Origin of the sequence: Marasmitruncus massiliensis (assembly GCF_900186535.1) — a bacterium.
Lineage (GTDB): Bacteria > Bacillota > Clostridia > Oscillospirales > Ruminococcaceae > Anaerotruncus > Anaerotruncus massiliensis_A.
On the sequence record NZ_FYDE01000005.1, the window covers coordinates 210,409 to 234,993 of the forward strand.

A 24,585-nucleotide genomic window follows, 5' to 3' on the forward strand; every position below is an offset into this window, starting at 1 on the left:
AGGACGGGTCAACATGTCCATTGCCAAGCTGTCGCTTGTTACGATCGTAGGCGATATGAAAAGCCTTGACGACGTGATTCTACGTTGTTTGGACAGAGGGGATTTCCATCCGGAAAAAGCAATTCAGTCGGTGGAAGGAATCCATGGGTTCCAGCCGCTGTCGGAGCAGAACCCATATACCGACATTCTGAACAGGATTACCGACGTTGGCGTTCAGGCGGGGCTGAACCCCAAATATATGCCGGAGAGCATCAAGGACGAAAAGTTTGCGCGGCTGACCCCGCATAAAGCGCAGTATTATGAAGATTTCTGCAATTCTTTTAAGGAACGGCTTGATTTTTTGCAGGAGCGGTGCAACTATCTGAAAGGTGAAATTCAGCAGGGGGAAAATGCGTTGACCCATCTCGCCCACCTCAATGCGCTTGAGGTTGACCTCGATGAGCTGTTCTCCTGCAAATACATCAAGGTGCGGTTCGGCAGGCTGCCGCAGGACAGCTATCAGAAGCTTTCCTATTATGACCGCAAGATGTTCCTGTTCTCCTCGTTCGATACAGATAAGGGGTATGTCTGGGGCGTCTATTTTACGCTTGCGGACTATGCCCCCGAGGTGGACGACATCTTCTCCTCCCTTTATTTTGAGCGGATGCGCGTCCCCGATTTCGTCCATGGCACGCCCGAGGCTGCTGTGGAGAAGATCAAGGCCGGGATTGCCGCCAATCAGAAGGAGCTTGTCCTGGCGGAAAACCAGATCAAGGAGCTCGCCGCTGCTCATAAAGACGAACTCTACCGATTTTACACCCGGCTGAAATTCCTTTCGGATTCGTTTGAGATGCGCCGGTATGTTTCGGTACTCAAACGGCAGTTCCTGGATGTTTTTTACATTACCGGGTTCATTCCCGAGGAAGACGGTGAGGCGTTCGTCGCCGAGCTGCGCGAGCTGGACAGCGTGACGGTGGAAGTCAAAGCCCACGACTCCGACAAGCGCATCCAGGCGCCCACCAAACTGAAAAACGGCTGGTTCGCCAAGCCGTTTGAGATGTTTGTGGAAATGTATGGTTTGCCTTCCTATAACGATATCGATCCCACGCCGTTTGTGGCGTTTACTTACAGCCTGCTGTTCGGCATCATGTTCGGCGACTTGGGGCAGGGGCTTTTGCTGGTGGCAGCCGGAGCGCTGCTCTGGAAGTGGAAGCGGATGAATATTGGACGGGTGATCAACCGTATCGGTATTTCCTCCTGTGTGTTCGGCACGCTGTATGGCTCGGTCTTCGGCTTTGAAGAATTGCTGACTCCGCTGTTTGTCGGCGTGTTCGGCCTTGCGGGGAAACCCATTGAAATTATGGCGCCGGAAATGACCAATGTGATCCTGCTGTCCGCAGTGGGGTTGGGTGTCTGTCTCATCTGCGTCTCGATCCTGCTGGATATCTTTATCGGATTTAAGCGGCGGGATATCGAACGCGCGGTTTTTTCAGCAAACGGCATCGCCGGGCTTCTGTTCTATGGTTCCATCCTGTTCGGCGCGGCAACCCTTGCCGTGACCGGCAGAAACCTGTTTACCGCGCCCTATGTTGTAGGGCTGATCCTGCTGCCGCTTGCGGTAATCCTGTTTAAGGAGCCGCTGGGCAGACTTGCAAAAGGGTATTCCGGGAAGAATGCTCTGCCGGAGGACGGTATGGGCGCTTATCTGACAGAAGGCGCATTTGAACTGTTTGAAGTGGTTTTGAGTTTCTTCTCCAATACCATGTCTTTTCTGCGTGTGGGCGGCTTTGTGCTCAGCCACGCGGGCATGATGGCGGTGGTGTTTACCCTGTCCGACATGGTCGGATCGGCGGCCAGCCCTGTTGTCATTATCATCGGCAACCTGTTCGTCATCGGTATGGAGGGCCTCATTGTGGGCATCCAGGTGCTCAGGCTGGAGTTTTATGAAATGTTCAGCCGCTATTTCGACGGGAACGGAAAGCCGTATACCCCTATCCGCATTTTTTCCACCGAGGAATCCTGATAAAAAATTGTTTTTTGGAGGTTTTTAAAATGTTATTTGTTATTCCGACGATTGCTGTTGCGATTGCTGCATTCCTGCTTGTTCCTGTCATGAAGTCCGGCTCCGCTCCCCGCGCCAGAAAGCGTGTTGCGCTCAACGCGGGCGTATTCATGGTATCCACCCTGCTGCTTGTCTGCCTGTCCATGACGGTGGGCGCTGCCGAGCCTGACGCCGCAACTGCCGCTGCCGCCGTATCCGGAGCGGGCGCTGGTATGGGTTATCTTGCCGCCGCGCTGGCCACAGGGCTGAGCTGCATCGGCGCGGGCATCGCGATTGCGTCTACCGCGCCGGCGGCGATCGGCGCGTTCTCCGAGGATCCCAAAGCATTTGGTAAAGCGCTGATCTTCGTGGTCTTGGGCGAAGGCGTTGCGCTTTACGGACTGCTGATTTCGATCCTTCTGATTAATAAACTTTGATGGGATGCCGCAAGTTTCAACGGCCTATCCGGCTTTTCCACAGGAAAAGAAAAAGTTGTTGAAAACTCCGCGGCATCAGACACTCATAAGGGGTGGAAAAAATGAAATTTTACACACTGAGCGATAATGTGGACACGACCATGGGAATGCGGCTCGCGGGAATCGAGGGCCGTACGATCCATACTGCGGACGAGGTAATCTCGGCGCTGAAAACCGTTATGGCGGATCCGGAAATCGGCGTTGTGCTGATGACCGAAAACCTTATAAACACTTGTCCGACTGTCATCTATCGCTATAAGCTGACCTGCAAGCGCCCCCTCATTGTGGAGGTTCCCGACCGCCACGGCAAGGGAGACGTTTCTCAAATGATTGAACGGTATGTAGGGGAAGCAATCGGTGTTCAATTGTAGCGGGCGCACCGGCGTCCCATATCAGGCAGAGAGGTGAACAAGAGTGGCATACACACCGGAAGAAAAGCTCGAACTGTTCGAGCAGGCGATCCTTAAAAAAGCGGAAGCTGAAAAGCAGGCGATCCTGCGCGAATCCGAGGAGGCTAAAAAAGCCGAACTGGATCAGGAGGAAAACAAGCTGCTCGAAGAGCTTTATCATCACATACAGTCCGAAGTGTCCCAGATCAAAACTGCCGGTATCAAGGAAATTTCCCGGGAAAACAGCATGCTGAAAAAACAGCTTTTCCAGCAGCGGGAACAGTATATTACTGAAATTCTTGCCCGCGCCCGCGCGGAGCTGGTTTCGTTTGCCAAAACAGAGGCCTACGGTGAGTTCCTCCTGAAAAAGGCGGGGTCCCTTGCCGAGGCCCACCGGATGGACGGCAGCGTGATCAAACTGCGTACACAGGATCTTTCCTACGGAGATAGGATCAGGGAGATTTACGGCCCCTGCAAAGTGCAGGCGGACGACGCGTCCATCGCGATCGGCGGGATGATCCTTGAAAACCGCGCAAAAGGCATCCTGGTGGATTACAGCCTCGACACCGCCCTGGAGGAGCAGAAAAACTGGATTTACAATTATTCCGGGTTTCACATTGAATAAGGGGGGCGGAACGGATTGAACAAGAATCAGGTTTATTCAATTAACGGCCCGGTCGTAACCGTACGCGGCGCAACCGGGTTTCAGATGATGGAAATGGTCTATGTGGGCGAAAAACGCCTGATCGGAGAAGTCATCAATATTTCCGACGACCATACCACCATACAGGTTTATGAGGTCACCACCGGACTGCGTCCCGGCGAGCCGGTGGCGGGCACAGGCGGGCCGCTTTGCGCAACGCTCGGCCCGGGCATCCTTTCCAATATCTTTGACGGCATTGAGCGCCCCTTGGGCGAAATCGCGAAAGAATCGGGCGCGTTTATCCCGGAGGGCAGCGATATTCCGTCTCTCGATCTGGAAAAACGGTGGAAGACCGCTGTACGGGTCAAGGTTGGCGATCAGCTGAAGGGCGGCGACATCTTCGCCGTTACGCAGGAGTCCTCGGTCATTGAGCACCGCGCCATGGTGCCCCCGACGCTGTCGGGCGAGGTGGTGTCGGCAGCTGCCGACGGCGACTATAAGGTTTTTGATACGATTATCGTGCTGCGTGACGAAAAAGGGACGGAACAGATCCTTTCGCTGGCGCAGAGGTGGCCGATCCGTTCGGCGCGCCCGGTTGCGGAGCGTCTGCCTATCGAGCGCCCGCTGATTACCGGCCAGCGCGTGATCGACACGCTGTTCCCTATCGCCAAAGGCGGCACCGCTGCGGTGCCGGGCGGTTTCGGAACCGGAAAAACGATGACCCAGCACCAGCTCGCGAAATGGAGCGACGCGGATATCATTGTCTATATCGGCTGCGGCGAGCGCGGCAACGAAATGACACAGGTGCTTAAAGAGTTCGGCGATCTGATCGACCCGAAATCCGGCAAGCCCCTGACCGACCGCACCGTCCTGATCGCCAATACATCCAACATGCCCGTGGCGGCGCGTGAAGCCTCTATCTATACCGGCATCACGCTCGCGGAATATTACCGCGACATGGGCTATCATGTGGCGGTCATGGCGGACTCCACCTCCCGCTGGGCGGAGGCCCTGCGTGAGATCTCGGGCCGTCTGGAGGAGATGCCGGCCGAGGAAGGCTTCCCTGCCTACCTGCCGTCGCGTATCTCCCAGTTTTACGAACGCGCGGGTTATATGAACAATCTCAACGGCACCGAGGGTTCCGTGACCATCATCGGCGCGGTTTCCCCGCAGGGCGCGGACTTTTCCGAACCGGTTACCCAGAACACCAAGCGGTTTGTGCGCTGCTTCTGGGCGCTGGACAAGAGCCTTGCCTATGCGCGCCATTACCCCGCGATCAATTGGACATCCAGCTATACCGAATATTTGGATGACCTGACACCGTGGTATTCAAAAAATATTTCGCCCGATTTCATGAAATGCCGCCAGCAGATTTCCAATCTGCTGCTTGACGAAAGCAAGCTGATGGAAATTGTAAAGCTGATCGGCTCGGATGTCCTGCCCGACGACCAGAAACTGGTGCTCGAGGTTGCCAAGGTTATCCGCGTGGGCATTCTGCAGCAGAACGCTTACCACCGCGACGACACCTATGTACCGCTGCCCAAGCAGCTGAAGATGATGCAGGTTGTCCTTTACTTCTATAATAAGGCTAAGGAAGTTGTGGGCAAAGGCGTTCCGATTTCGGAGCTGACTGCCACCGGCCTGTTTGAAGCGCTGATTAAAATTAAATATGATGTGCCGAACGACAACCTTGCGCTGTTCGACAACTATTACAAGGACATCGACGAGAAGCTGGGCAAACTCAACCAGCTCGCCGAGCAATTCTGAAAGGAGGGCATGATCCATGCTCCAATTTGTGGGACTCAATGAAATCAATGGCCCTCTGGTGGCTTTGCAGGGCGTAACCGGCGTTGCGTTTGACGAGATGGTTTCGCTCAAGCTGAATACGGGGGAAACCCGTTTCGGGCGCGTGGTTCAGATTGAGGGCGAGCGCGTTGTCATTCAGGTGTTCGAGGGAACGCGTGGTATGTCGCTGGACAATACCCGTACCACCATGCTTGCGCACCCGATGGAAATGCCCCTTTCGTTGGAACTGCTGGGCAGGACCTTCAGCGGCTCCGGCCGCCCGATTGACGGGCTGGGCGAAATCTTCTGCGAGAAGAGCGCCGACATCAACGGCAAACCGATGAACCCGGTTACCCGCGTCTATCCGCGCAACTACATCAACACCGGCATTTCCACCATCGACGCGCTGGCTACCCTGATTCGCGGCCAGAAGCTGCCGATCTTTTCCGGCTCGGGCATGAGCCATAACAAGCTGGCTGTCCAGATGGTGCGGCAGTCGCGCCTTTCCGGCACCGATGAAAAATTCGTCGTCGTCTTTGCCGCAATGGGCGTAAAAAACGACGTTGCCGACTATTTCAGGCGCTCCTTCGAGGAAGCGGGCGTTATGGAAAAGGTGGTTATGTTCCTCAACCTTTCCAATGACCCGATCATCGAGCGTATTCTGACACCCCGCTGCGCGCTGACCGTTGCAGAATATCTCGCGTTTGAACACAATATGCATGTGCTTGTCATCATGACCGACGTCACCTCCTACTGTGAGGCGCTGCGCGAATTCTCGTCCTCCAAGGGCGAGATCCCGGGCAGAAAGGGTTTCCCCGGTTACCTTTATTCCGATCTGGCATCGCTTTACGAGCGCGCCGGCATCATTGAGGGCAGCTCCGGCTCTGTCACGCAGGTGCCGATCCTGACAATGCCCAATGACGACATCACCCACCCTGTCCCCGACCTCACCGGCTATATCACCGAGGGGCAGATCGTGCTGGACCGCCAGCTCGACCAGACAGGCGTTTATCCGTCGATTTCCGTCCTGCCGTCCCTTTCCCGCCTGATGAAGGACGGCATCGGTGAGGGCTTTACCCGCGCGGATCATCAGGACTGTGCGAACCAGCTGTTTGCGTCCTATGCGAGGGTGCAGGACGCGCGTGCGCTGGCCTCGGTTATCGGCGAGGAGGAGCTGTCCGACGTGGATAAACGGTTTATGGTATTCGGCAAGATGTTTGAAAAGCATTTTGTCAACCAGGGGCCGACGGAAAACCGCTCGATTGAAGAAACGCTTGACCTCGGCTGGCTGCTGCTTTCGCTGCTTCCCCGTGAAGAGCTCGACCGGGTGGGCGACAAGGTGCTCGAGCAGTATTACCGCCCGCAGGCGGCCGCCGAAAAATTCCATGCTTAATGCGCATCCGCTGAAGGAGGGATACGGTTGGCAAATGAACTGAATATCACGCCGACAAAAGGGAGCCTGCTGGCGGTGCAGAAATCGCTCCAGCTTTCCACGCTGGGTTTTGAGCTGCTCGACCGCAAGCGCAACATCCTCATCCGCGAAATGATGCTGCTGATTGACAAGGCAAAGCAGCTGCGCGGAGAAATCAGCAGCACCTTCGGCGAAGCTTACGACGCGCTTCAGGAGGCGAACATCACGCTTGGCGTGGTGCAGGATATTGCCGCCGCGATTCCCATCGACGACGGCCTCACCATTACCTACCGCAGCGTCATGGGGGTGGAAATCCCGAACGTCCGCCTTGCCGAAAGGAAACTGGAGATGTGCTACGGCTTCGACCGCACCAACTCCCGCTTCGATTACGCCTATGCCTGCTTCCAGAAGGCGAAAAAAATCACCGCCCTGCTTGCGGAGGTGGAGAACAGCGTTTACCGGTTGGCCAACGCCATCCGCAAGACGCAAAGGCGTGCCAACGCGCTGGAAAACATCGTCATCCCCCGTTATCAAGAAACGGCAAAATTCATCACAGATGCCCTGGAGGAAAAAGACCGTGAGGAATTCTCACGGCTCAAGGTGATTAAGGCTGCGAAACTAAAAAAACAGGCATAACCAGTCATAGAGCGCCGCGCGGAAATTTTTTATTTCTGCGCGGCGCTTTGCAGCGGATGAAAAAATGCAGCTTTCCGGCCTGAATAGCCGCCGAAAATGATGTTAAGATCATAAAAGTATACAAATTTTGTAAAAATTTAATGGAAATAGAATTCCCAAATTGACCGCGTGACGAAAGAGTGTTAGAATAGGGTTATCCAGCAGGTTGATACAGTTTTCCGGACTGTCTGCGGGATTTTAAACATAAAAAGAATCTGTTTTAGAATACAGATGAACGGGTTCCCCCGGTAGTTCTATCCGGGATGTCGGGGAGCACCCAAGCGATTGTACTGCCTGTTTTGGCACAAAGGGGGAATTCCAATGGGGACGACCGTTGGAATCGATATCGGTTCCACAACTGTCAAGGTCATTGTCGTCCGGGACGGTGACTTGGTTTATCAGCAGTATGAACGGCACCTTTCCCGTGTCCGGCCCAAGACGCTCGAGCTGATCCGGCTCGCGCGGGACGTATTGGGCGGGGAGCCGTTCACCGTCGCGCTTTCGGGCTCGGCGGGACTTGGGCTTGCCAAAGCGGCGGGCCTTGACTTTATTCAGGAGGTCTTTGCCACCGGTGAGGTGGTCAAAACAACGGCGCCGGATACCGACGCCGTAATTGAGCTGGGCGGCGAAGATGCAAAAATCATCTTTTTTACCGGCGGCCTGGAGGAGCGTATGAACGGCTCCTGCGCGGGCGGGACAGGTGCGTTTATCGACCAGATGGCGACGCTGCTCGACGTGACGCCGGAGCAGCTCGACACGCTCGCGCTTGCCAGCACAAAGCGCTATACCATCGCCTCCCGCTGCGGCGTGTTTGCGAAAAGCGACATTCAGCCGCTGCTTAATCAGGGCGCGCGCAAGGAGGACATTGCCGCCTCGATTTTCAAGGCGGTTGTGGACCAGACGATTACCGGCCTTGCGCAGGGGCGTAAAATCACCGGGAAGGTGCTGTTTTTGGGCGGGCCGCTCTATTTCTTCAAGGGGCTCCAGCGGGAATTTGTCCGCTCCCTGAAGCTGTCGCCGGAAAATGCCGTGTTCCCCGAGATGGGGCGTTACGCGGTGGCGCTTGGCGCTGCGCTCTATGCACAGAAGACCGGCAGGCCGGTGACCTTTGAGGAACTGGAGGAAAAAATCGGGCAGGCGGCCAACTGCGCCCAGACTTCCCGCCATCTGGCGCCGCTTTTTGAAAACGCGGACCATTATGCGGCATTTGTAAACCGCCACGCGAAAGCGTCGGTGGAGCGGCGCGATATTTTTCAGTACAGAGGGGACGCCTACCTGGGCATTGACTGCGGCAGCACCACGACCAAGTTGGTACTGATGGCGGAGGACGGGCGCATCCTTTACGATTTTTACAGCGCGAACAGGGGCAACCCCGTGCAGATTGTGAAAGAACAGCTTGAAAAGCTGCTGGATACCTGCGAAAACCGGATTTCGATCCGGGGCAGCGCTGCGACCGGTTATGGCGAGGACCTCATCAAAAACGCGTTTTCCATTGATGCCGGGCTTGTGGAGACAATGGCGCATTTTAAAGCGGCCCGGTATTTCAACCCGAAGGTGGACTTTATCCTCGACATCGGCGGTCAGGATATCAAGTGCTTCCGGGTGCGCGGCAACGCAATTGACAGCATTCTGCTCAATGAGGCGTGTTCTTCCGGCTGCGGTTCGTTCATCGGCACCTTTGCACGTTCAATGGGCTATGAGGTGGAGGAATTCGCAAAACTCGGTTTGTTCGCGAAGTACCCGGTAGACCTCGGCTCCCGCTGTACGGTATTTATGAACTCCTCGGTGAAGCAGGCGCAGAAGGAAGGCGCGGGTGTTCGCGACATTTCCGCGGGGATTTCCATTTCCGTCGTGAAAAATGCGATTTACAAGGTCATCCGCGCATCTTCGGCCGACGAGCTTGGCAGATATATCGTGGTGCAGGGCGGCACTTTCCTCAACGACGCCGTTCTGCGCAGCTTTGAGCTGGAACTGGGCAGAAGTGTTATCCGCCCGAACATTTCGGGGCTGATGGGCGCTTATGGAGCCGCGCTATATGCGAAAGAGCTGGCACTCGACTATTCTGCCCTTGTCACAAGGGCAGAACTGAAAGAATTCCGGCACACCTCCAAATCGACAACCTGCGGGCTTTGCGGCAACCATTGCAGCCTTACCGTCAACGACTTCGGCGGCGGAAAGCGGTTCATCAGCGGCAACCGGTGCGACCGCCCGCTGGGCGGGGGCGCGGCGGAAGAACTGCCGAACCTTTTCCATTACAAGCTTGAAAAGGTAAAGGCGCTCCGGCCTGTCGCTGGCAGACGCGGCAAAATTGGTATCCCGATGGGGCTGAATATGCTGGAAAACCTGCCGTTCTGGCACGCATTTTTCACCGATCTGGGGTTTGAGGTGGTCACTTCCGGCCTTTCCAGCCGCGCGACCTATCTGAAAGGGCAGTTCTCCATTCCGTCGGATACCGTTTGCTATCCGGCGAAACTGATTCATGGCCATATTGCCGATCTGCTCGAAAAGGGTGTGACCGACATTTTCTACCCCTGCCTCACGTATAATTTTGATGAGCGCAAGGGCGACAACCATTTTAACTGCCCGGTTGTCGCTTATTATCCCGAGCTGCTCCGCGCCAACGTGGAGGAACTGAACAAGCCGCCGGTGCGGTTCATCCAGCCCCTGCTGGCGATCGACCGGGAAGTCGGCCTGCCGGACAGAATGCACCGCAAGCTGCTCCCCTATTTCCCTGATCTGACGCGCCGCGAGACAGCACACGCCTGCAAGGCCGCCTACGCGGCTTATCACGCGTGGATGCAGGATATTAAAACCGAGGGCCTCCGTGCCATCGACTACGCCCGCCGCAGCGGCAGGCGTGTGGTCGTGCTGGCCGGACGCCCCTATCATATCGACCCGGAGATCAACCACGGAATCGACCGGCTGATTGCGTCGTTCGGGATTATTGTGGTGAGTGAGGACTGCGTGGCGGACCTCGTGGAACCGGTACGGGTGAAGGTGCTCAATCAGTGGACTTATCACGCGCGGCTTTATAACGCGGCGCGCTATGTCTCCGAACAGCCGGATATGGAGCTTGTTCAGCTGGTATCCTTTGGCTGCGGCATCGACGCAATTACCACCGACGAGGTGCGCGCTATCCTGGAAGAAAACGGGAAGCTGTATACACAGCTGAAGATTGATGAAATCACCAATCTGGGTGCGGTAAAAATCCGTATCCGCAGCCTGCTTTCGGCTGTGGAGGAAAGGGAGAGGGAGAAAACGCATGTCTGTGTCTAATGACCGCGTCCTTTTCACACGGGCAATGAAAAAGGATTATACAATATTGATGCCCACCATGCTGCCCATTCACTTTAAATTAATTGCAAACATCCTGCGGGAATATGGTTATCACTGTGTGCTTTTGGAAAACACGGGAAAGAATGTTGTGGACAGCGGCCTGCGCGGCGTACATAACGATACCTGCTACCCCGCACTGCTGGTCATCGGGCAGATGCTCGACGCGCTGGAAAGCGGAGAATATGACGTCAATAAGGTGGCGCTGCTCATTACGCAGACGGGCGGCGGTTGCCGCGCCTCCAACTATATCCATCTGCTGCGCAAGGCGCTGAAAAAACGCGGCTACGGGCAGATCCCTGTGGTTTCCATTTCCTTGGGGATGGAGAAAAACCCCGGATTTTCCATAACGCCTACCATGCTTGACCGGATCTTTTATGCGATCCTTTACGGGGATCTGCTGATGCTGCTGGCAAACCAGGTAAAACCCTACGAGTGCGTGCCCGGCGCCGCCGACACGCTGGTGGACCAGTGGGTGAAGCGGCTCACCGCGCAGATGAAAGGGCGGGGCCTGCTGCGCTATGGGGGCGTGCGTGAAAACTACCGCAGGATCGTTGCGGAGTTTGCCGGGATTCCCCGCCGCGCGGAGAAAAAAATCCGCGTGGGGATTGTGGGCGAAATCTATGTCAAATTTTCGCCGCTGGGCAACAACAACCTTGAGGATTTCCTGCTTTCAGAAAACTGTGAGGTAGTTGTGCCGGGTCTGCTTGACTTTCTGCTCTACTGTGTCTATAACCTGCTGACAGATCATAAACTTTATGGGCTTCACTCGGCGGTTTCAGACGCGGTAATGAAAGTGGCCTACCGGATGCTGGTAAAGAAACAGCGCGACGTTATCCGCGCGGTAACGGCGGAGGGGACGTTCCGTCCCGGCGGATATTTCCCCCACACTGTGACACTGACGGAGGGCTATATTGACCACGGCGTCAAGATGGGCGAAGGATGGCTGCTCACCGCCGAAATGCTGGAGCTGATTGAACAGGGCGTCGGCAACATCGTCTGCACACAGCCGTTCGGATGCCTGCCGAACCATATTGTCGGAAAAGGGATGATGCGCCTCATTAAGGAGCGCAACCCGCAGTCCAACATCGTCGCGGTCGACTACGACCCCGGCGCGACAAAAATCAATCAGGAAAACCGCATCAAACTGATGCTGGCGAATGCCGCGGCGATTGAGGAACAGGCGCAGGATGCCGCCGAAGCCGGAGAGCCCGTTACTACGGTTTATACCGGGCACACAAACGGACCGTCTGTGCAGGGAACGGCTGAAAAGCCTGTGGCAGCAGCCGCTTCTTAAAAAAGATATCAGGCGGGTCCCGCACTGCGCGGGTCTGTGACGGAAGGGGGATTATGCCACGCATAGGAAACGAACGCTTTTTTGTGAGCTTTGCCCGTTTACCTACCGGCTGTCCGTATGGAAGGGGCAGGCAATCCGGGCTGTGTCGGATCTGTTCCACCCTTCCCCGTTCTGTACTGTAAAACAGGAGGAAAAGCTGCCCGCGCTCATTTGCTGCCATAAATCCCTGATCCGGAGGACACTGGGCGAGGTAGACCCGCGTTTACAGGAGAACAAGGCGGTCAACCTCGGCATTGCCGCACCCAAAGTTTCCGGCATTCTCATCCGGCCCGGCGAATGCTTCTCGTTTTGGCGGCTGGTGGGCTCCTGCACCGTAAAAAAGGGATATCTGGAGGGACTGACCATTAACCGCGGGAAGACGGGAACCGATATTGGGGGCGGCATGTGCCAGTTCACAAACCTGATTCATTGGCTGGTGCTGCATACGCCCCTGCGGATTACGGAGCACCACCATCATGACAGCATCGACCTGTTCCCCGATTTCGGGCGGCAGGTGCCATTCGGAGTAGGTACCTCGGTTTTTTATAATTACCTCGACTACCGCTTTGTTAACATGACCAGCCGGACGTATCAGCTGATCACCTATACCGACGACACGTATCTCTGCGGTGAGATGCGGGCTGACCGGCCGCCGGACAAAAAGTACCATATTAAAACCGAGGGCGAGTTCTTTTCCCGGGAACCGGACGGCGTCTACCGCAACGGCAGGGTCCTCCGGGAATGCGTCGATATAAAAACGGGCATGGTCATTGGAAAAGAACTGATTAAAGAAAACCATGCCAAAGTGCTTTACGATACCGAAGGTTTGGAAACTGTCCGGATTTGAAGCGCAACAAAAAGGCCGGCGCCGTAATAAACGGCACCGGCCTTGGTTCTGTCTTTTGCGTTGGCCTCAGACGTTGAATCCGAAGAAATTTTTCGTGTTATTGTAGCAGATGTCCTCCACCATTTTGCCGAGCAGCTTGCGGTCGTCGGGGAACTCGCCGTCTTCCACCCATGTTCCGATGAGGTTGCAGAGGATACGGCGGAAATACTCGTGGCGGGTGTAGGAAAGGTAGCTGCGGGAATCGGTCAGCATGCCGATGAAGTTGCCCAGCAGCGAGAGGTTGGCAAGGCTGACGAGCTGCTTTTCCATGCCGACCTTGGTGTCGTTGAACCACCAGGCGGAACCGTGCTGGAACTTTCCGGCCACTCCGGCACCCTGGAAGCAGCCGAGGACGGTGTCAAGCATTGCGTCGTCCGACTGGTTAAGGGAATACAGAACTGTTTTGGGCAGCTCGTCAGTGGAATCCAGCGCGTTGAGCAGCCGGGTAAGCGCGACGGCGTCAAGGGTGTTGCCCATGCAGTCGAACCCTGTGTCGGGGCCGAGGCGGTCAAACAGGCGCTTGTTGGTATTGCGCACCGCCGCGAAGTGCAGCTGCATGACCCAGCCGCGGCGTGCATACTGGCGGGCAAGGAACAACAAGATCCCGGTCTTGTATTTGAGTACGTCGTCCGCGCAAACGGCCTTTCCGGCAAGCGCGTTCTTTGTAATGGCGTTGAGTTCTTCAGCGGAAGCCGGCGCGTAGAACGCGAAATCAAGCGCATGGTCGGAAGCGCAGCAGCCGTTCCCGGCAAAAAAGTCCAGACGTTTGTCCAGAGCGGCGCAGACAGTGTCAAAATCCCTGATTTCCACGCCGGAAACGGAAGACAGCTTCTCGATGTATCCAACATAGGGTGCCTGTTCGATGTTCATCGCCTTGTCCGGGCGCCATGCGGGCAGGACCTTGACTTCCCAGCTCTTGTCGGCGGCAAGCTGCTGATGATAGCGCAGGTCGTCCACGGGGTCGTCGGTGGTGCAGATGAGCTTGACATTGGAACGGCGGATGATGCCGCGCACGCTCATGTCCGGCTCGGCGAGCTTTTTGTTGCACAGATCCCAGACCTCCTGGGCGGTGTCGGCGCCAAGCCTGCCATAGTAATCAAAATAGCGCTGCAGTTCAAGGTGCGTCCAGTGATACAGCGGGTTGCCGATGGCCTTGTCCAGCGTTTCGGCCCACGCCTGGAACTTCTCGCGGTCGGAGGCGCCGCCTGTGATCAGTTCCTCGGGGACGCCGTTGGAACGGATCTGCCGCCATTTATAATGGTCACCGGCGAGCCATGGCTGGGCGATGTTGTCATAGCGGCGGTCCTCGGCGATTTCCGCCGGGTTGATGTGGCAGTGATAGTCAATGATCGGCATTTTTTCCGCGTGATTGTGGAAAAGGTCCTTTGCCACCTCGTTGGTCAGCAGGAAATCAGCATCCATAAACGGTTTGCTCATACTTATTACCTTCCTTTATGATAATATAAAATAATCAGCCGATACTATTGCGGGAAGCAAAGCGGCTCTGCGAGCCGCGCATGACAGCGTCCGAACTGCAAAAAACAGGCCTGCGGGAACTTTCCGCTTTCTTACAGTCTGGTCGAATAGCGTTTAACCAATTCACCCGAAAGGGTGGTTTTATCAGGAAAATCCTTTCCGGCGATCACGCCGAACAGCGTGGAAATAGCGGTCATGCAAAGCGCCTCCACGCGGCTGTCCACCGAAGTCAGCTCCGGTTCGCAGCAGCGCGCCAGAATGGAATTGTTGTAGCCGATAATCTCGAGATCGCGGGGAATGGCGCGTCCGTGCGCAAGCGCCGATTTGACAGCGGCGACCGCGAGCGCGTCCTCCGAGGTCACTACCGCGTCGACCGGGAGTTCGGATTCAAAAATCCGGTCGAACTCCCCACGGATATTTTCGATGCCGGAGGAGCGGCATCGCATCACCATCCGCTCGTCGGCAGGAATTCCTGCCGATGCCAGCGCGAAGCGGTAGCCATCCAGTTTCTGGCGGCCGGAATAGGTGGTGGTGTCATAGGCGTAAAGCACATGCCGTCTGTCCTTAGCAATCAGCGCGTCCACGGCGTCACGCACCGAACCGAAATCGTCGCAGACGACGCAATAGACGTTTTTCGCTTTGACATAGCCGTTGATGAGCAGGATCGGCACCTGTTTGGCAGCGCTTTCGATATAAGAGGTATCCCCGCTAAGAAAATGGGAGCCGACCAGGATGATAGCGTCCACCCGCTTGGAAAGCAGGATCCCCAGATAGCCCTTTTTCGCCTCCAGCTCGCCGCCCGTACAGCAAAGCAGGGAATCGTAATTTTGGCGGCGAAGCTCCCGTTCCAGTGTGGAAACGGCCTGCGCCAGATAGATGTCCGCGACGTCCATACAGAGGATGCCGACCGTTTTCATGCTGTTCATCCCCAGCCCGCGGGCGATGGCGTTGGGGGTGTACCCTTTTTCCTCCATGACGGCAAGCACCCGCTGGCGGGTTGCTTCGCTGACGCCTTTTTTATTGTTGATCACCCGGCTGACCGTAGCAATCGAAACACCGGATTTTTTGGAAATATCATAAATGGTCATTGCAGCCACCCCTGACCCGCCGTTATAAAACGGAATCTTTGTCTAGATTATATGCCAAACGTAAGCGCTTTACAACCTCTTTCTTGCGCTCTTACAGAAGTTCGGTGAAAAGCGCCAAATTGACGATACAGAATTACTCGAAAACGACAAATATTCGAAAAAAACGATGAAAACACAGTGCTTCTATTGACTTTCTTTTCATGCGCAATTATCATAGATGTATACAAGAAACGTAACCGCTTACATTATCTGCGCCCTATCTTTGCAGAGGGCCATGCAAGCGGATGATCAAAATGATTTGAAGGGGACTTTTCAAATGAAAACAATGAACAAAGATCTGTTCACCGCAAAATCCCGCCCGATCGGCGTCATGCAGTACGGCGAGGGTAATTTCCTGCGCGCGTTTGCCGATTATATGATTGATATCGCAAACGAAAAAGGCGTTACCGATCTGGGCATCGCAATCGTAAAGCCGATCCCGTTTGGCAGCTTGGACCGCTTCCACGAGCAGGATAACCTCTACACGGTGGTTCTGCGCGGACAGATGGACGGCAAGGTCATCAATGATGCCCGCGTGATTACCTCCGTGCAGAAAGCGGTGGACGCTTACAGCGAATATGCGGACTATATGGAGACCGCCTGCCTTGACACGCTGAAAATTGTGATCTCCAACACCACCGAGGCCGGTATCGTATTTGACGAGACCGATAAACTGGAAAGCGAGCCGCCCGTCACCTACCCCGGTAAGCTGACCAAGGCGCTTTATGCGCGTTTTAAAAAATTCGCGGGCGCAGCCGACAAGGGCCTTGTGATTATCCCCTGCGAACTGATCGAACACAACGGCGATAAGCTGCACACCTGCGTGAATCAGTTTATCGACCTGTGGAAGCTCGGCGATGATTTCAAAAAATGGGTGGAGGAGAGCTGCACCTTCTGCTGCACGCTGGTCGACCGCATCGTAACCGGCTATCCGCGCGACAATGTGGAGGAAACCGCCAAACAGCTCGGCTATGTGGATAATCTCGTCGATACCGCCGAACCGTTCGGCCTGTGGGTAATCGAGAGCAAAAAAGACATTTCAAAGATCTTCCCCATCGACAAAGCCGGGCTTCCGGTTGTCTTCACCGATGACCAGACCCCGTACCGTGAACGCAAGGTCCGCATCCTCAACGGCGCGCACACTTCCACCGTTCTGGCGGGCTACCTTGCCGGATTTGATATCGTGGGCGAAATTATGAAGGACGCCGACGTCCGCAAGCTGATGGAAACCATTGTGTTTGAGGAAATTGTGCCCACCGTCAAACTGCCGCATGATGAGGTTGTCGCGTTCGCGAACTCGGTGTTCGAGCGTTTCGAGAATCCGTTCATCAAGCATCGCCTGCTGGACATCTCCCTCAACTCCGTTTCCAAGTGGAAATCCCGCATCCTGCCTACCTTCCGCGACAACTATAACAAGAACGGCGCGATTCCCCGCCTGCTCACCTTCTCCTTTGCGGCGCTGATGGCGTTCTATTCCACCACCTGCGAGATGGACGGCGGAATCCTCAAGGGCGACCGCAACGGTGAGCGCTATGACATCAAGGACGACGCGGCCGCGCTGGAATTCTTCGCTTCCCACAAAGGCAGCTCAGACGAGGAATTTGTGAAAGCATTTGCTTCCCATACCGCGTTCTGGGGCGAAGACCTCACCAAATATACCGGCTTTGTATCCGCTGTAGCTGCCTATCTGGGCGACATCCGCGCCAAGGGCATGAAAGCCGTCCTACACGGGCTGGTCAAATAAACAGCCAATTTAACCGATTCACCCACAACAGGGAGGTTCACCATGTTAAAATTTCTGGTCATCCATCCGTCGGATAACGTAGGCGTTGCGCTTTACCCGATTGCTAAAGGCGAAGCTGTGGACGCGCGCGGCGTTTCCGTCACTGCCGCCGAAGAAATTACGGCGGGACATAAAATAGCCATCAAACCGATTGCCAAGGGCGAAGATGTCATCAAGTACGGCTATCCGATCGGTACCGCGCAGACGGATATCGCGCCGGGCCAGTGGGTGCATGTTCAAAACATCAAAACCAAATTAAATGATAAGCTGACCTATTCCTACCAGCCCGCGCTGAAACCGCTTACGCCGGAAACGCCCAAGACATTTGAGGGTTATGTCCGTGAAGACGGGCGTGTCGGCGTGCGCAACGAGATCTGGATCATCCCTACCGTCGGCTGTGTCAATTCCATTGCCGCGCTGATTGAAAAGGGCGCGCAGGAATTCGTGAAGGGCACCGTGGAGGGCGTCCACGCCTTTGCGCACCCCTATGGCTGCTCCCAGCTGACCGAGGACCATCTCAATACCCAGAAAGCCCTTGCCGGGCTGGTGCGCCATCCCAACGCGGGCGGCGTGCTGGTTCTGGGGCTCGGCTGCGAGAACAACAATATTGCGGAATTTAAAAAGGTACTTGGCGAAACCAACCCCGACCGTGTGAAATTCCTCAACTGTCAGGACAGCGAGGATGAGGTCGCGGAGGGCGTCCGCCTGATCGGGGAACTTGCCAACTACACGGGCAGCTTCCGCCGGCAGACCTGTTCCGCCTCCGAACTGATTGTCGGTCTCAAGTGCGGCGGTTCCGACGGCCTTTCCGGCATCTCCGCGAACCCGCTTGTCGGCGCCTTCTCGGATATCCTTACCATGCAGGGCGGTACCTCCATCCTCACGGAGGTCCCTGAAATGTTCGGTGCGGAAACGATCCTGATGAACCGCTGCAGGGACGAAGAAACTTTTCAGAAGACCGTTGATCTCATCAACAACTTCAAGGATTATTTTGTCCGCCACAACCAGACCATTTATGAGAACCCCTCCCCCGGCAACAAGGCGGGCGGCATCTCGACGCTGGAGGATAAGAGCCTCGGCTGTACACAGAAGGGCGGCGCGGGCATTGTAACCGACGTTCTTGCCTACGGGGATCAGGTGTCGACCCGGGGGTTGAACCTCCTGCAGGCGCCCGGCAACGACCTTGTGGCGGCAACCGCGCTGGCGGTAGCGGGTGCGCAGATCGTACTGTTTACCACCGGCCGCGGCACACCGTTCGGATGTCCTGTGCCGACGGTGAAAATTTCCAGCAACACTCCCCTATTTGAGAAAAAGCGCGGCTGGATCGATTTCAATGCCGGCCAGTTTGTGGAAGGCGTCCCGATGGAGCAGCTTTCCCGCGAATTTTATGATTATATTCTGTCGATCGCTTCCGGTGAACAAACCACCGGTGAAAAGCATGGCATCCGCGATCTTGCCATCTTTAAGGACGGCGTCACCCTGTAAAATCGAACACAAACAAAAAAGCAGGCCCGGTGAACTTCACCGGGCCTGCTTTTTGCTGATTCAAGTTGTTTCGGTTTCGGAAGGCTTGTCCGTTTCATGAAGCCGGCTCTTGACCAGTCTGCCGAAAAGGAAATAGAAAATTGCGAAGACAGGCGTTCCCAGCACCATTCCGGGAATGCCGAACAGCCCGCCGCCGATCGTCACAGCGAACAGCACCCAGAGCGGAGGCAGGCCCACCGATTCCCCGATGATCTTCGGTGCGATGATATTGCCGTCCACCTGCTGCACCACAAGTACAAAAATGATATATAAAAATGCTTTGACGGGGCTGACCATCAGCAGGATAATAAAGCCGGGAACCGCTCCGATAAACGGCCCGAAGAACGGGATCACATTGGTGACGCCCATGATCACGCCGATCAGCAGAAAATATGGAAAGCGGAACAGCCAAAGCCCCAGGACGCTGACAATGCCGACAAAGAGCGCGTCCAAAAGCTGGCCGGAAACATAATTCGTAAAGGTGTGGGAGGCGACGACAGCAATTCCCCGAACTTGCTTTGCGGAGCGCTCCGGGAGAAAAGCCCGCACAATCCGGTCCATCTGAAAAAACAGGGTCTCCTTGTTGAGCAGGATGTGGATGGATACAATCAGGCCGATGACAGCGTTAATCACACCGCCGCCCAGGGAAACCACCATGCCCGCAAGCTGCGGAACGGAGCTGAGAATACCAAGCAGAAAATTGGGCAGGGAGTTCATCATCTGCCAGAACCAGCCGCTAACCGTTTCTATGATGGCCGGGTCAAGGTTCACTCTGGCGATCAGCTGTTCCACCTCGCTTTGCAGGGAATAGAGATACTGCGGAATGCTTTTTGAGAGGATGGAAAGGCTTGTAACAAACTGCGGTACCACGACGGTGAGCAGCAGCGCCAAAAACAGAAATAACAGAAAATAGGAGCACAGCAGGGACAGCGGGCGCAAAAGCTTTCTCACAATGGGATATTTGTGATGCGCGAGATCGCAGAACACATGTTTTTCAAACGCGCGCATCAGAAAGTTCACAATGAACGCAAGCACAATCCCAATCAGGAAGGGGGTAAACAGACGGGCAACCGTATTCAGCGCGCCCGAAATGGAAGCGAGATTGCTCAGCCCCAGATAGAGTATGACGGTGAATGCCGCGACAATGCAGTATCCCCGGATCGTTTCCTTTCTCAAACAGACACCTTCCTTTCCTGTTTTGTAACGGCTTCCCGACGCCCCAGTGTGCCTTCCGCAATCATAACGCCCAGCAGGATCAGCACGCCTCCCGCCAGCATCAGCAGCGTGATCCGCTCGCGCAGGAAGATGACCGAAAATACCATTGTTACCAGCGGGTTCAGATAAACAAAATTGTTGGCCCGCACCGCGCCCAGGTGGGCTACCACCTGATACCACAGCACATAGCAGACCGACGAGGCCACCAGTCCCAGAAAGACCAGATGGAACCAGACCCACGGCAGCAAAAAGACACCCGGGGCAGGCTGACGCCTGTCCAGAAGCAGGAGCGGCACCATTGTAAGGATCGCATAGAAGAAGATCTTGCGCGTAATGTAGACGGGCTTATACGGGCTGTCAAACCTGCGCAGCAGGATACAGTAAAACGCCCAGAGCAAAGCGGCCGTAAGTGCCAGCAGGTCGCCTGCGGGAGACAGTTTCAGCACGAACTTCCCGTTGCAGACCACGAAAAAAATACCGGCCATCGCCGACAGGAACCCGTAAATCTGCCGGCGGCTCATCTTTTCGTCCCTGGTGCAGAGGTGCGCGGCGACAGAGGTGAGGATTGGCGCGGCGGAAATCAGGAGGCTCACGTTGGAGGCCTGCGTAAAGGACAGCGCGGAGTTTTCCGCCAGAAAATAAAAAGTACTCCCTGTCAGCGCCGCCAAGAGATATCTCAATTCGGATTTCGTACCCTCGGGACGGTGAAAGCGCGGATAGATGACCAGCAGCCCCAGGTAGGCGATCAGATAACGCGCCAGCATAATCTGGATGGGGGTCAGATCATCCAGCAGAATTTTTGTGGAAATAAAAGTAGAGCCCCAAATAAAAATTACCAGGAGCGCGAGCAGGATATAAACGCGGTTTGTTTTCATATTGCGGTTTGTTCCACCCTTTTTATGTTGTCAGCTCCGCTGCGAAGTCTGAAAATTATCCCAGAACCCCTTCCCGTCGGCAACCTCGGAAATCTGGGAAAACACGACAAGCGCAAGCAGCACGATAACCGCCGCGATGATCAGCGCGGCGGTCAGCCTGCCCCGTTTTCGATTGCCGCGCTGCGGCGCTTTTCTCAGCAGCTTTCCCATGAGGGTCTATCCTCCTGTCAAATTTGGCCGCGTCCGGCTTCAAACATCCGCGAAATCAGGCGGCAGAAGGTGAGCAGAACCACGGTTTGAACCAGAGGCGTCAGCTTTTTGCGGTCTCTCACGGCATACATGCCAAAGAGTGTACCCGCCGAAAATAAAAAGATTTTAAAAACAGCGACATCAAAAGCGGTAAAACGTTTCCACTTCTCCATTCCCCAATCCATTAAATCAAAAACAACATCCATTGCAGATCCCTCCTCTCGGCTTGGGCATATACGCATAATTTTCCTGAATTCAGTGTACCATAAATGAAGCTGTATTGAAAGGTCAAATCCTTGCCGGAATCATATAGTTCCGGTATAATAAGCACATTGTAAACCGTATATCGGTTTGCGACCCGCCGTTAGCGGGTAGTCGCGCGCTGCGCGACATCGTGCTTGTTACACGATAGCCAAAACGGACTTGCACTTGTGGTATAATAGCCGCAAAGCGGCCATTATACGCTTATGGCCAGAGCGATGCGCTCGCAAAACTCGCTCCCGCCCTGATGGCCAATGATACCACACGTACTCTGCACTTGTGGTATCATAAAAAAGATTTCATGGAGGTATGCGGTATGAAACTGGGCAAAACCGATTTCCATGTGGGAATGCGCAACCTGAAAACAGCTCTGGCAATTTTATTTTGCCTCCTGCTTTATCAGGTTATCCCGGGATCTGCGTCCTATGCATGCATTGCCGCGCTGATTGTCATGCAGTCCACTCTGGAGGAATCGCTCGAACAGGCGCGCAACCGAATCGCAGGGATTGCGATCGGCGGAGTTTTCGGGGCGTTATTTTCTTCGGCCAATCTGCTGATTCGGGTCTCTTTTCTGCGAATTCTGGCTGTTTCCCTTGGTGTCACACTGCTGATTTTTCTTTGCAATCTGCTGGGGAAACGCGGTGCCATCGTCATGGGATGCGTGACCTTTCTGGTCATTATGCTTCCCGATACCCCGCAGAACCCGTGGCAATATTCCCTGCTCTGTGTAATTGACAATACGATCGGCACCGTTGTTGCCGTACTGGTAAATCTGTTGATCCGGCCCCCAAAAAAGAGCGGACAGAATCTCAAATCCGGACCATAAACAAAACCGCCTTTTGCAGGCGGCTGTTTCATTTAATCCATAGAGTTTTCATCGACGACAGGCTTGGTACATTGAGTGCGGCGGGTTTCGGATTCCTCGCTCTGTATATACAGTTCTTCTGTCTGTTCCTGTATCTGCTGAAGCTCTATGATGACGTCCGTAATTTTGTTAAACAGTTGGCTGTACATCTTTTGATAGTCTGCCATAACGAATCACCTCCGTATAATTTTCGGACAAATAGTCCAATTTGTCAATAGGACAATGCGTCCTAAATTATACTATTTATGGTGATGTAAATGAAATTGAGAATTCGTGATATGCGGGAAGATCATGACCTAACCCAGCAACAGGTAGCAGACTATCTCATGTGTGATCAATCTCTTTACTCCAAGTACGAACGCGGGGAGCGGGATGTGCCCCTGGCGGTCATGGTAAGGCTTGCCCGGCTCTATAAAACCAGCGTGGATTATCTGGCCGGACTTACCAGTGACAAAAATCCCTATCCCAAATAAAAAGCCGTCCTCGCGGACGGCTTTTTATTGTTTTAGAATTTTTCGCGCTCCACATAAGAGGTGTGGAGAATTTTATGTGCGAGATGGCTTCCGAACTCACCGAAATAATCCTCATAAATCTTGAGCAAAGCGGGATTTTCATGGCTTTTGCGGAGCGGGTTGCTGGCGTCGGCGTCATAGAGCGCCTTGGCGCGCATGCTCTTGAGGTCCACGAAGTTGCGCACACTTGCCGGCTGGACAGGCTGTCCGCCGCCGTTTACGCAGCCGCCGGGGCAGCCCATGATCTCGATGAATTGGTAGTTTGCCTCACCGGATTTGACCTTCTCAAGTACCTTCTTGGCGTTGGCAAGCCCGGATGCAACCGCAACATTCACCGTCAGGTCGCCGATCTTGTAGCTTGCCTCCTTGACGCCTTCGATACCGCGGACTTCCTTAAAGTCGACACTCTCGAGAGGCTTTCCGCCGACCCATTCGGCAGCGGTACGCAGCGCGGCTTCCATTACGCCCCCGGTTGCGCCGAAAATGACGGCGGCGCCGGTGGCTTCGCCCAGAGGATTATCGAATTCCTCGTCAGGCAGGGTATGGAACATGATGCCGGCACGTTTGATCATGCGTGCAAGTTCGCGGGTCGTCAGGGCGACGTCCACATCGGGGACGCCTGCGGCTTCCTCGTTGGGGCGTTTCACCTCGAACTTCTTCGCGGTGCAGGGCATGATGCCCACGACAAAGACATCCTTCGGGTCCCAGCCCATCTTTTCGGCATACCAGGTCTTGGCGGTCGCGCCGAACATCTGCTGCGGGGACTTACAGGTGGAAAGGTTCGGAATCATATCCGGATAATAATGTTCGCAGTAGTTGACCCAGCCGGGTGAGCAGGAGGTGATCATCGGCAAAACACCACCGTTCTGGACGCGCTCCACAAACTCATGCGCCTCCTCCACGATGGTCATATCCGCCGCGAGGTCGGTGTCAAATACCTTGTCAAAGCCCAGCCTGCGCAGAGCCGCGACCATTTTGCCCTGGACGTTGGTGCCGACGGGATAGCCGAACGCCTCGCCCAGCGTCGCGCGGATGGAAGGCGCGGTCTGCACGATCACATGCTTCTTGGAATCGCCCAGCGCGTCCCAGACCTCCTGAGTCTGGTCTTTTTCAGCGATTGCGCCAGTTGGGCAGACGACGATGCACTGCCCGCAGGAGACGCAGGCAACTTCGTCCAGGTTCTGCTCAAAGGCGCAGCCGATATGGGTTTTGAACCCGCGCTCGTTCGGGCCGATGACGCCGATCCCCTGCCATTTGGAACAGGCGGCTACACAGCGGCGGCAGAGAATGCATTTGTTATCGTCGCGGAACATATGCACGGCGGAATCGTCAACCGGATAGGTCGGATTGCTGCCGGCATATTTATTTTCATCGTCCACTTTAAAATCGTGGCAGAGTTTCTGCAGTTCGCAGTTGTCGGAACGCACGCAGGAAAGGCATTCCTTTTTGTGGGTGGAAAGGATGAGCTCCAGCGAGAGCTTTCTGGCGGTGAAAACACGGTCGGAATTTGTGACAATTTCCATGCCCTCCGCGACCGGGTAGACACAGGCGGAAACGAGGCTCCTTGCGCCCTTGACCTCCACAACACAGATGCGGCAGGCGCCGATGGCGTTGATTTCTTTCAGGTAGCAAAGTGTCGGAATATCAATTCCGGCCATTCTTGCGGCTTCCAGAATCGTACTGTTCTTCGGCACGGACAAGGGCATACCGTTGATTTTTACATTGACCATTTCCATTTCAGGTA

Annotated in this window: 22 protein-coding genes; 14 read left to right on the forward strand and 8 right to left on the reverse strand. The window is 55.1% G+C overall.

Going from position 1 to position 24,585, the window contains the following annotated elements:
• Window positions 1–13: 13 nt before the first annotated feature.
• From C1A10_RS09070 to C1A10_RS09115, 10 genes are all read left to right on the forward strand, one after another.
• Window positions 14–2,002, forward strand: coding sequence for a V-type ATP synthase subunit I (locus tag C1A10_RS09070; RefSeq protein WP_101909969.1), 1,989 nt, complete (start codon window positions 14–16; stop codon window positions 2,000–2,002).
• Between the two features lie 29 nt (window positions 2,003–2,031).
• A complete protein-coding gene (locus tag C1A10_RS09075; protein ID WP_101909970.1) occupies window positions 2,032–2,457 on the forward strand; it encodes an ATP synthase subunit C in 426 nt (141 codons plus the stop codon).
• A gap of 101 nt (window positions 2,458–2,558) precedes the next feature.
• Window positions 2,559–2,867, forward strand: a complete 309-nt coding sequence (locus C1A10_RS09080; RefSeq protein ID WP_101909971.1) for a V-type ATP synthase subunit F — start codon at window positions 2,559–2,561, stop codon at window positions 2,865–2,867.
• A gap of 43 nt (window positions 2,868–2,910) precedes the next feature.
• Window positions 2,911–3,510 carry a V-type ATP synthase subunit E gene (locus tag C1A10_RS09085; RefSeq protein ID WP_101909972.1) on the forward strand — a complete coding sequence of 200 codons (600 nt, stop codon included), beginning with the start codon at window positions 2,911–2,913 and terminating at the stop codon, window positions 3,508–3,510.
• 15 nt (window positions 3,511–3,525) lie between these two features.
• Window positions 3,526–5,295: a V-type ATP synthase subunit A gene (locus C1A10_RS09090; protein ID WP_101909973.1), complete on the forward strand. Its 1,770-nt coding sequence runs from the start codon at window positions 3,526–3,528 to the stop codon at window positions 5,293–5,295.
• Between the two features lie 16 nt (window positions 5,296–5,311).
• Window positions 5,312–6,706, forward strand: a complete 1,395-nt coding sequence (locus C1A10_RS09095) for a V-type ATP synthase subunit B (RefSeq protein WP_101909974.1) — start codon at window positions 5,312–5,314, stop codon at window positions 6,704–6,706.
• 27 nt (window positions 6,707–6,733) lie between these two features.
• A complete protein-coding gene (locus tag C1A10_RS09100) occupies window positions 6,734–7,360 on the forward strand; it encodes a V-type ATP synthase subunit D (protein WP_101909975.1) in 627 nt (208 codons plus the stop codon).
• A gap of 360 nt (window positions 7,361–7,720) precedes the next feature.
• Entirely contained in the window at window positions 7,721–10,675 is a 2,955-nt protein-coding gene (locus C1A10_RS09105; RefSeq protein ID WP_101909976.1) for an acyl-CoA dehydratase activase, read from the forward strand.
• Window positions 10,662–12,029 carry a 2-hydroxyacyl-CoA dehydratase gene (locus tag C1A10_RS09110; RefSeq protein ID WP_101909977.1) on the forward strand — a complete coding sequence of 456 codons (1,368 nt, stop codon included), beginning with the start codon at window positions 10,662–10,664 and terminating at the stop codon, window positions 12,027–12,029. Before C1A10_RS09105 ends, C1A10_RS09110 begins: the two co-directional genes overlap by 14 nt.
• Window positions 12,030–12,171: 142 nt before the next feature.
• Window positions 12,172–12,915, forward strand: coding sequence for a VanW family protein (locus tag C1A10_RS09115; RefSeq protein WP_242968897.1), 744 nt, complete (start codon window positions 12,172–12,174; stop codon window positions 12,913–12,915).
• 66 nt (window positions 12,916–12,981) lie between these two features.
• Here C1A10_RS09115 and uxaC read toward each other — a convergent pair whose 3' ends face one another.
• Together uxaC and C1A10_RS09125 are read right to left on the reverse strand one after the other, a co-directional pair.
• The gene (gene uxaC, locus C1A10_RS09120) at window positions 12,982–14,391 is read right to left on the reverse strand and encodes a glucuronate isomerase (RefSeq protein WP_101909979.1); all 1,410 of its coding nucleotides are present in this window, start codon (window positions 14,389–14,391) and stop codon (window positions 12,982–12,984) included.
• Window positions 14,392–14,522: 131 nt separating this feature from the next.
• Window positions 14,523–15,518 (reverse strand): LacI family DNA-binding transcriptional regulator, encoded by a 996-nt coding sequence (locus C1A10_RS09125; protein ID WP_101909980.1) that lies wholly within the window; start codon window positions 15,516–15,518, stop codon window positions 14,523–14,525.
• 316 nt (window positions 15,519–15,834) lie between these two features.
• On the opposite strand from C1A10_RS09125, the gene C1A10_RS09130 reads away from it, so the two are divergent.
• Window positions 15,835–17,301 (forward strand): tagaturonate reductase, encoded by a 1,467-nt coding sequence (locus C1A10_RS09130; RefSeq protein WP_101909981.1) that lies wholly within the window; start codon window positions 15,835–15,837, stop codon window positions 17,299–17,301.
• A gap of 42 nt (window positions 17,302–17,343) precedes the next feature.
• Complete coding sequence (locus C1A10_RS09135; RefSeq protein WP_101909982.1) at window positions 17,344–18,825, forward strand: UxaA family hydrolase; 1,482 nt, start codon at window positions 17,344–17,346, stop codon at window positions 18,823–18,825.
• A 60-nt stretch (window positions 18,826–18,885) separates the two neighbouring features.
• On the opposite strand, the gene C1A10_RS09140 is transcribed toward C1A10_RS09135, so the two are convergent.
• The 4 genes from C1A10_RS09140 to C1A10_RS09155 are packed head-to-tail and all read right to left on the reverse strand — an operon-like array spanning window position 18,886 to window position 21,409.
• A complete protein-coding gene (locus C1A10_RS09140) occupies window positions 18,886–20,040 on the reverse strand; it encodes an AI-2E family transporter (protein ID WP_180951070.1) in 1,155 nt (384 codons plus the stop codon).
• Complete coding sequence (locus C1A10_RS09145; protein ID WP_101909984.1) at window positions 20,037–20,954, reverse strand: DMT family transporter; 918 nt, start codon at window positions 20,952–20,954, stop codon at window positions 20,037–20,039. Before C1A10_RS09145 ends, C1A10_RS09140 begins: the two co-directional genes overlap by 4 nt.
• A 30-nt stretch (window positions 20,955–20,984) precedes the next feature.
• The gene (locus C1A10_RS09150) at window positions 20,985–21,164 is read right to left on the reverse strand and encodes a hypothetical protein (protein WP_101909985.1); all 180 of its coding nucleotides are present in this window, start codon (window positions 21,162–21,164) and stop codon (window positions 20,985–20,987) included.
• Between the two features lie 17 nt (window positions 21,165–21,181).
• Window positions 21,182–21,409 (reverse strand): hypothetical protein, encoded by a 228-nt coding sequence (locus tag C1A10_RS09155; protein WP_101909986.1) that lies wholly within the window; start codon window positions 21,407–21,409, stop codon window positions 21,182–21,184.
• A gap of 371 nt (window positions 21,410–21,780) precedes the next feature.
• On the opposite strand from C1A10_RS09155, the gene C1A10_RS09160 reads away from it, so the two are divergent.
• Entirely contained in the window at window positions 21,781–22,290 is a 510-nt protein-coding gene (locus C1A10_RS09160) for an FUSC family protein (protein WP_180951071.1), read from the forward strand.
• 32 nt (window positions 22,291–22,322) lie between these two features.
• Here C1A10_RS09160 and C1A10_RS18470 read toward each other — a convergent pair whose 3' ends face one another.
• Window positions 22,323–22,496 (reverse strand): hypothetical protein, encoded by a 174-nt coding sequence (locus C1A10_RS18470; RefSeq protein WP_180951072.1) that lies wholly within the window; start codon window positions 22,494–22,496, stop codon window positions 22,323–22,325.
• Window positions 22,497–22,586: 90 nt separating this feature from the next.
• Between C1A10_RS18470 and C1A10_RS09165 the strand changes: the two genes are divergently transcribed.
• Window positions 22,587–22,802: a helix-turn-helix domain-containing protein gene (locus C1A10_RS09165; RefSeq protein WP_101909988.1), complete on the forward strand. Its 216-nt coding sequence runs from the start codon at window positions 22,587–22,589 to the stop codon at window positions 22,800–22,802.
• A gap of 32 nt (window positions 22,803–22,834) precedes the next feature.
• Here C1A10_RS09165 and C1A10_RS09170 read toward each other — a convergent pair whose 3' ends face one another.
• Window positions 22,835–24,577: an NADH-dependent [FeFe] hydrogenase, group A6 gene (locus tag C1A10_RS09170; RefSeq protein WP_101909989.1), complete on the reverse strand. Its 1,743-nt coding sequence runs from the start codon at window positions 24,575–24,577 to the stop codon at window positions 22,835–22,837.
• Window positions 24,578–24,585 lie beyond the last annotated feature (8 nt).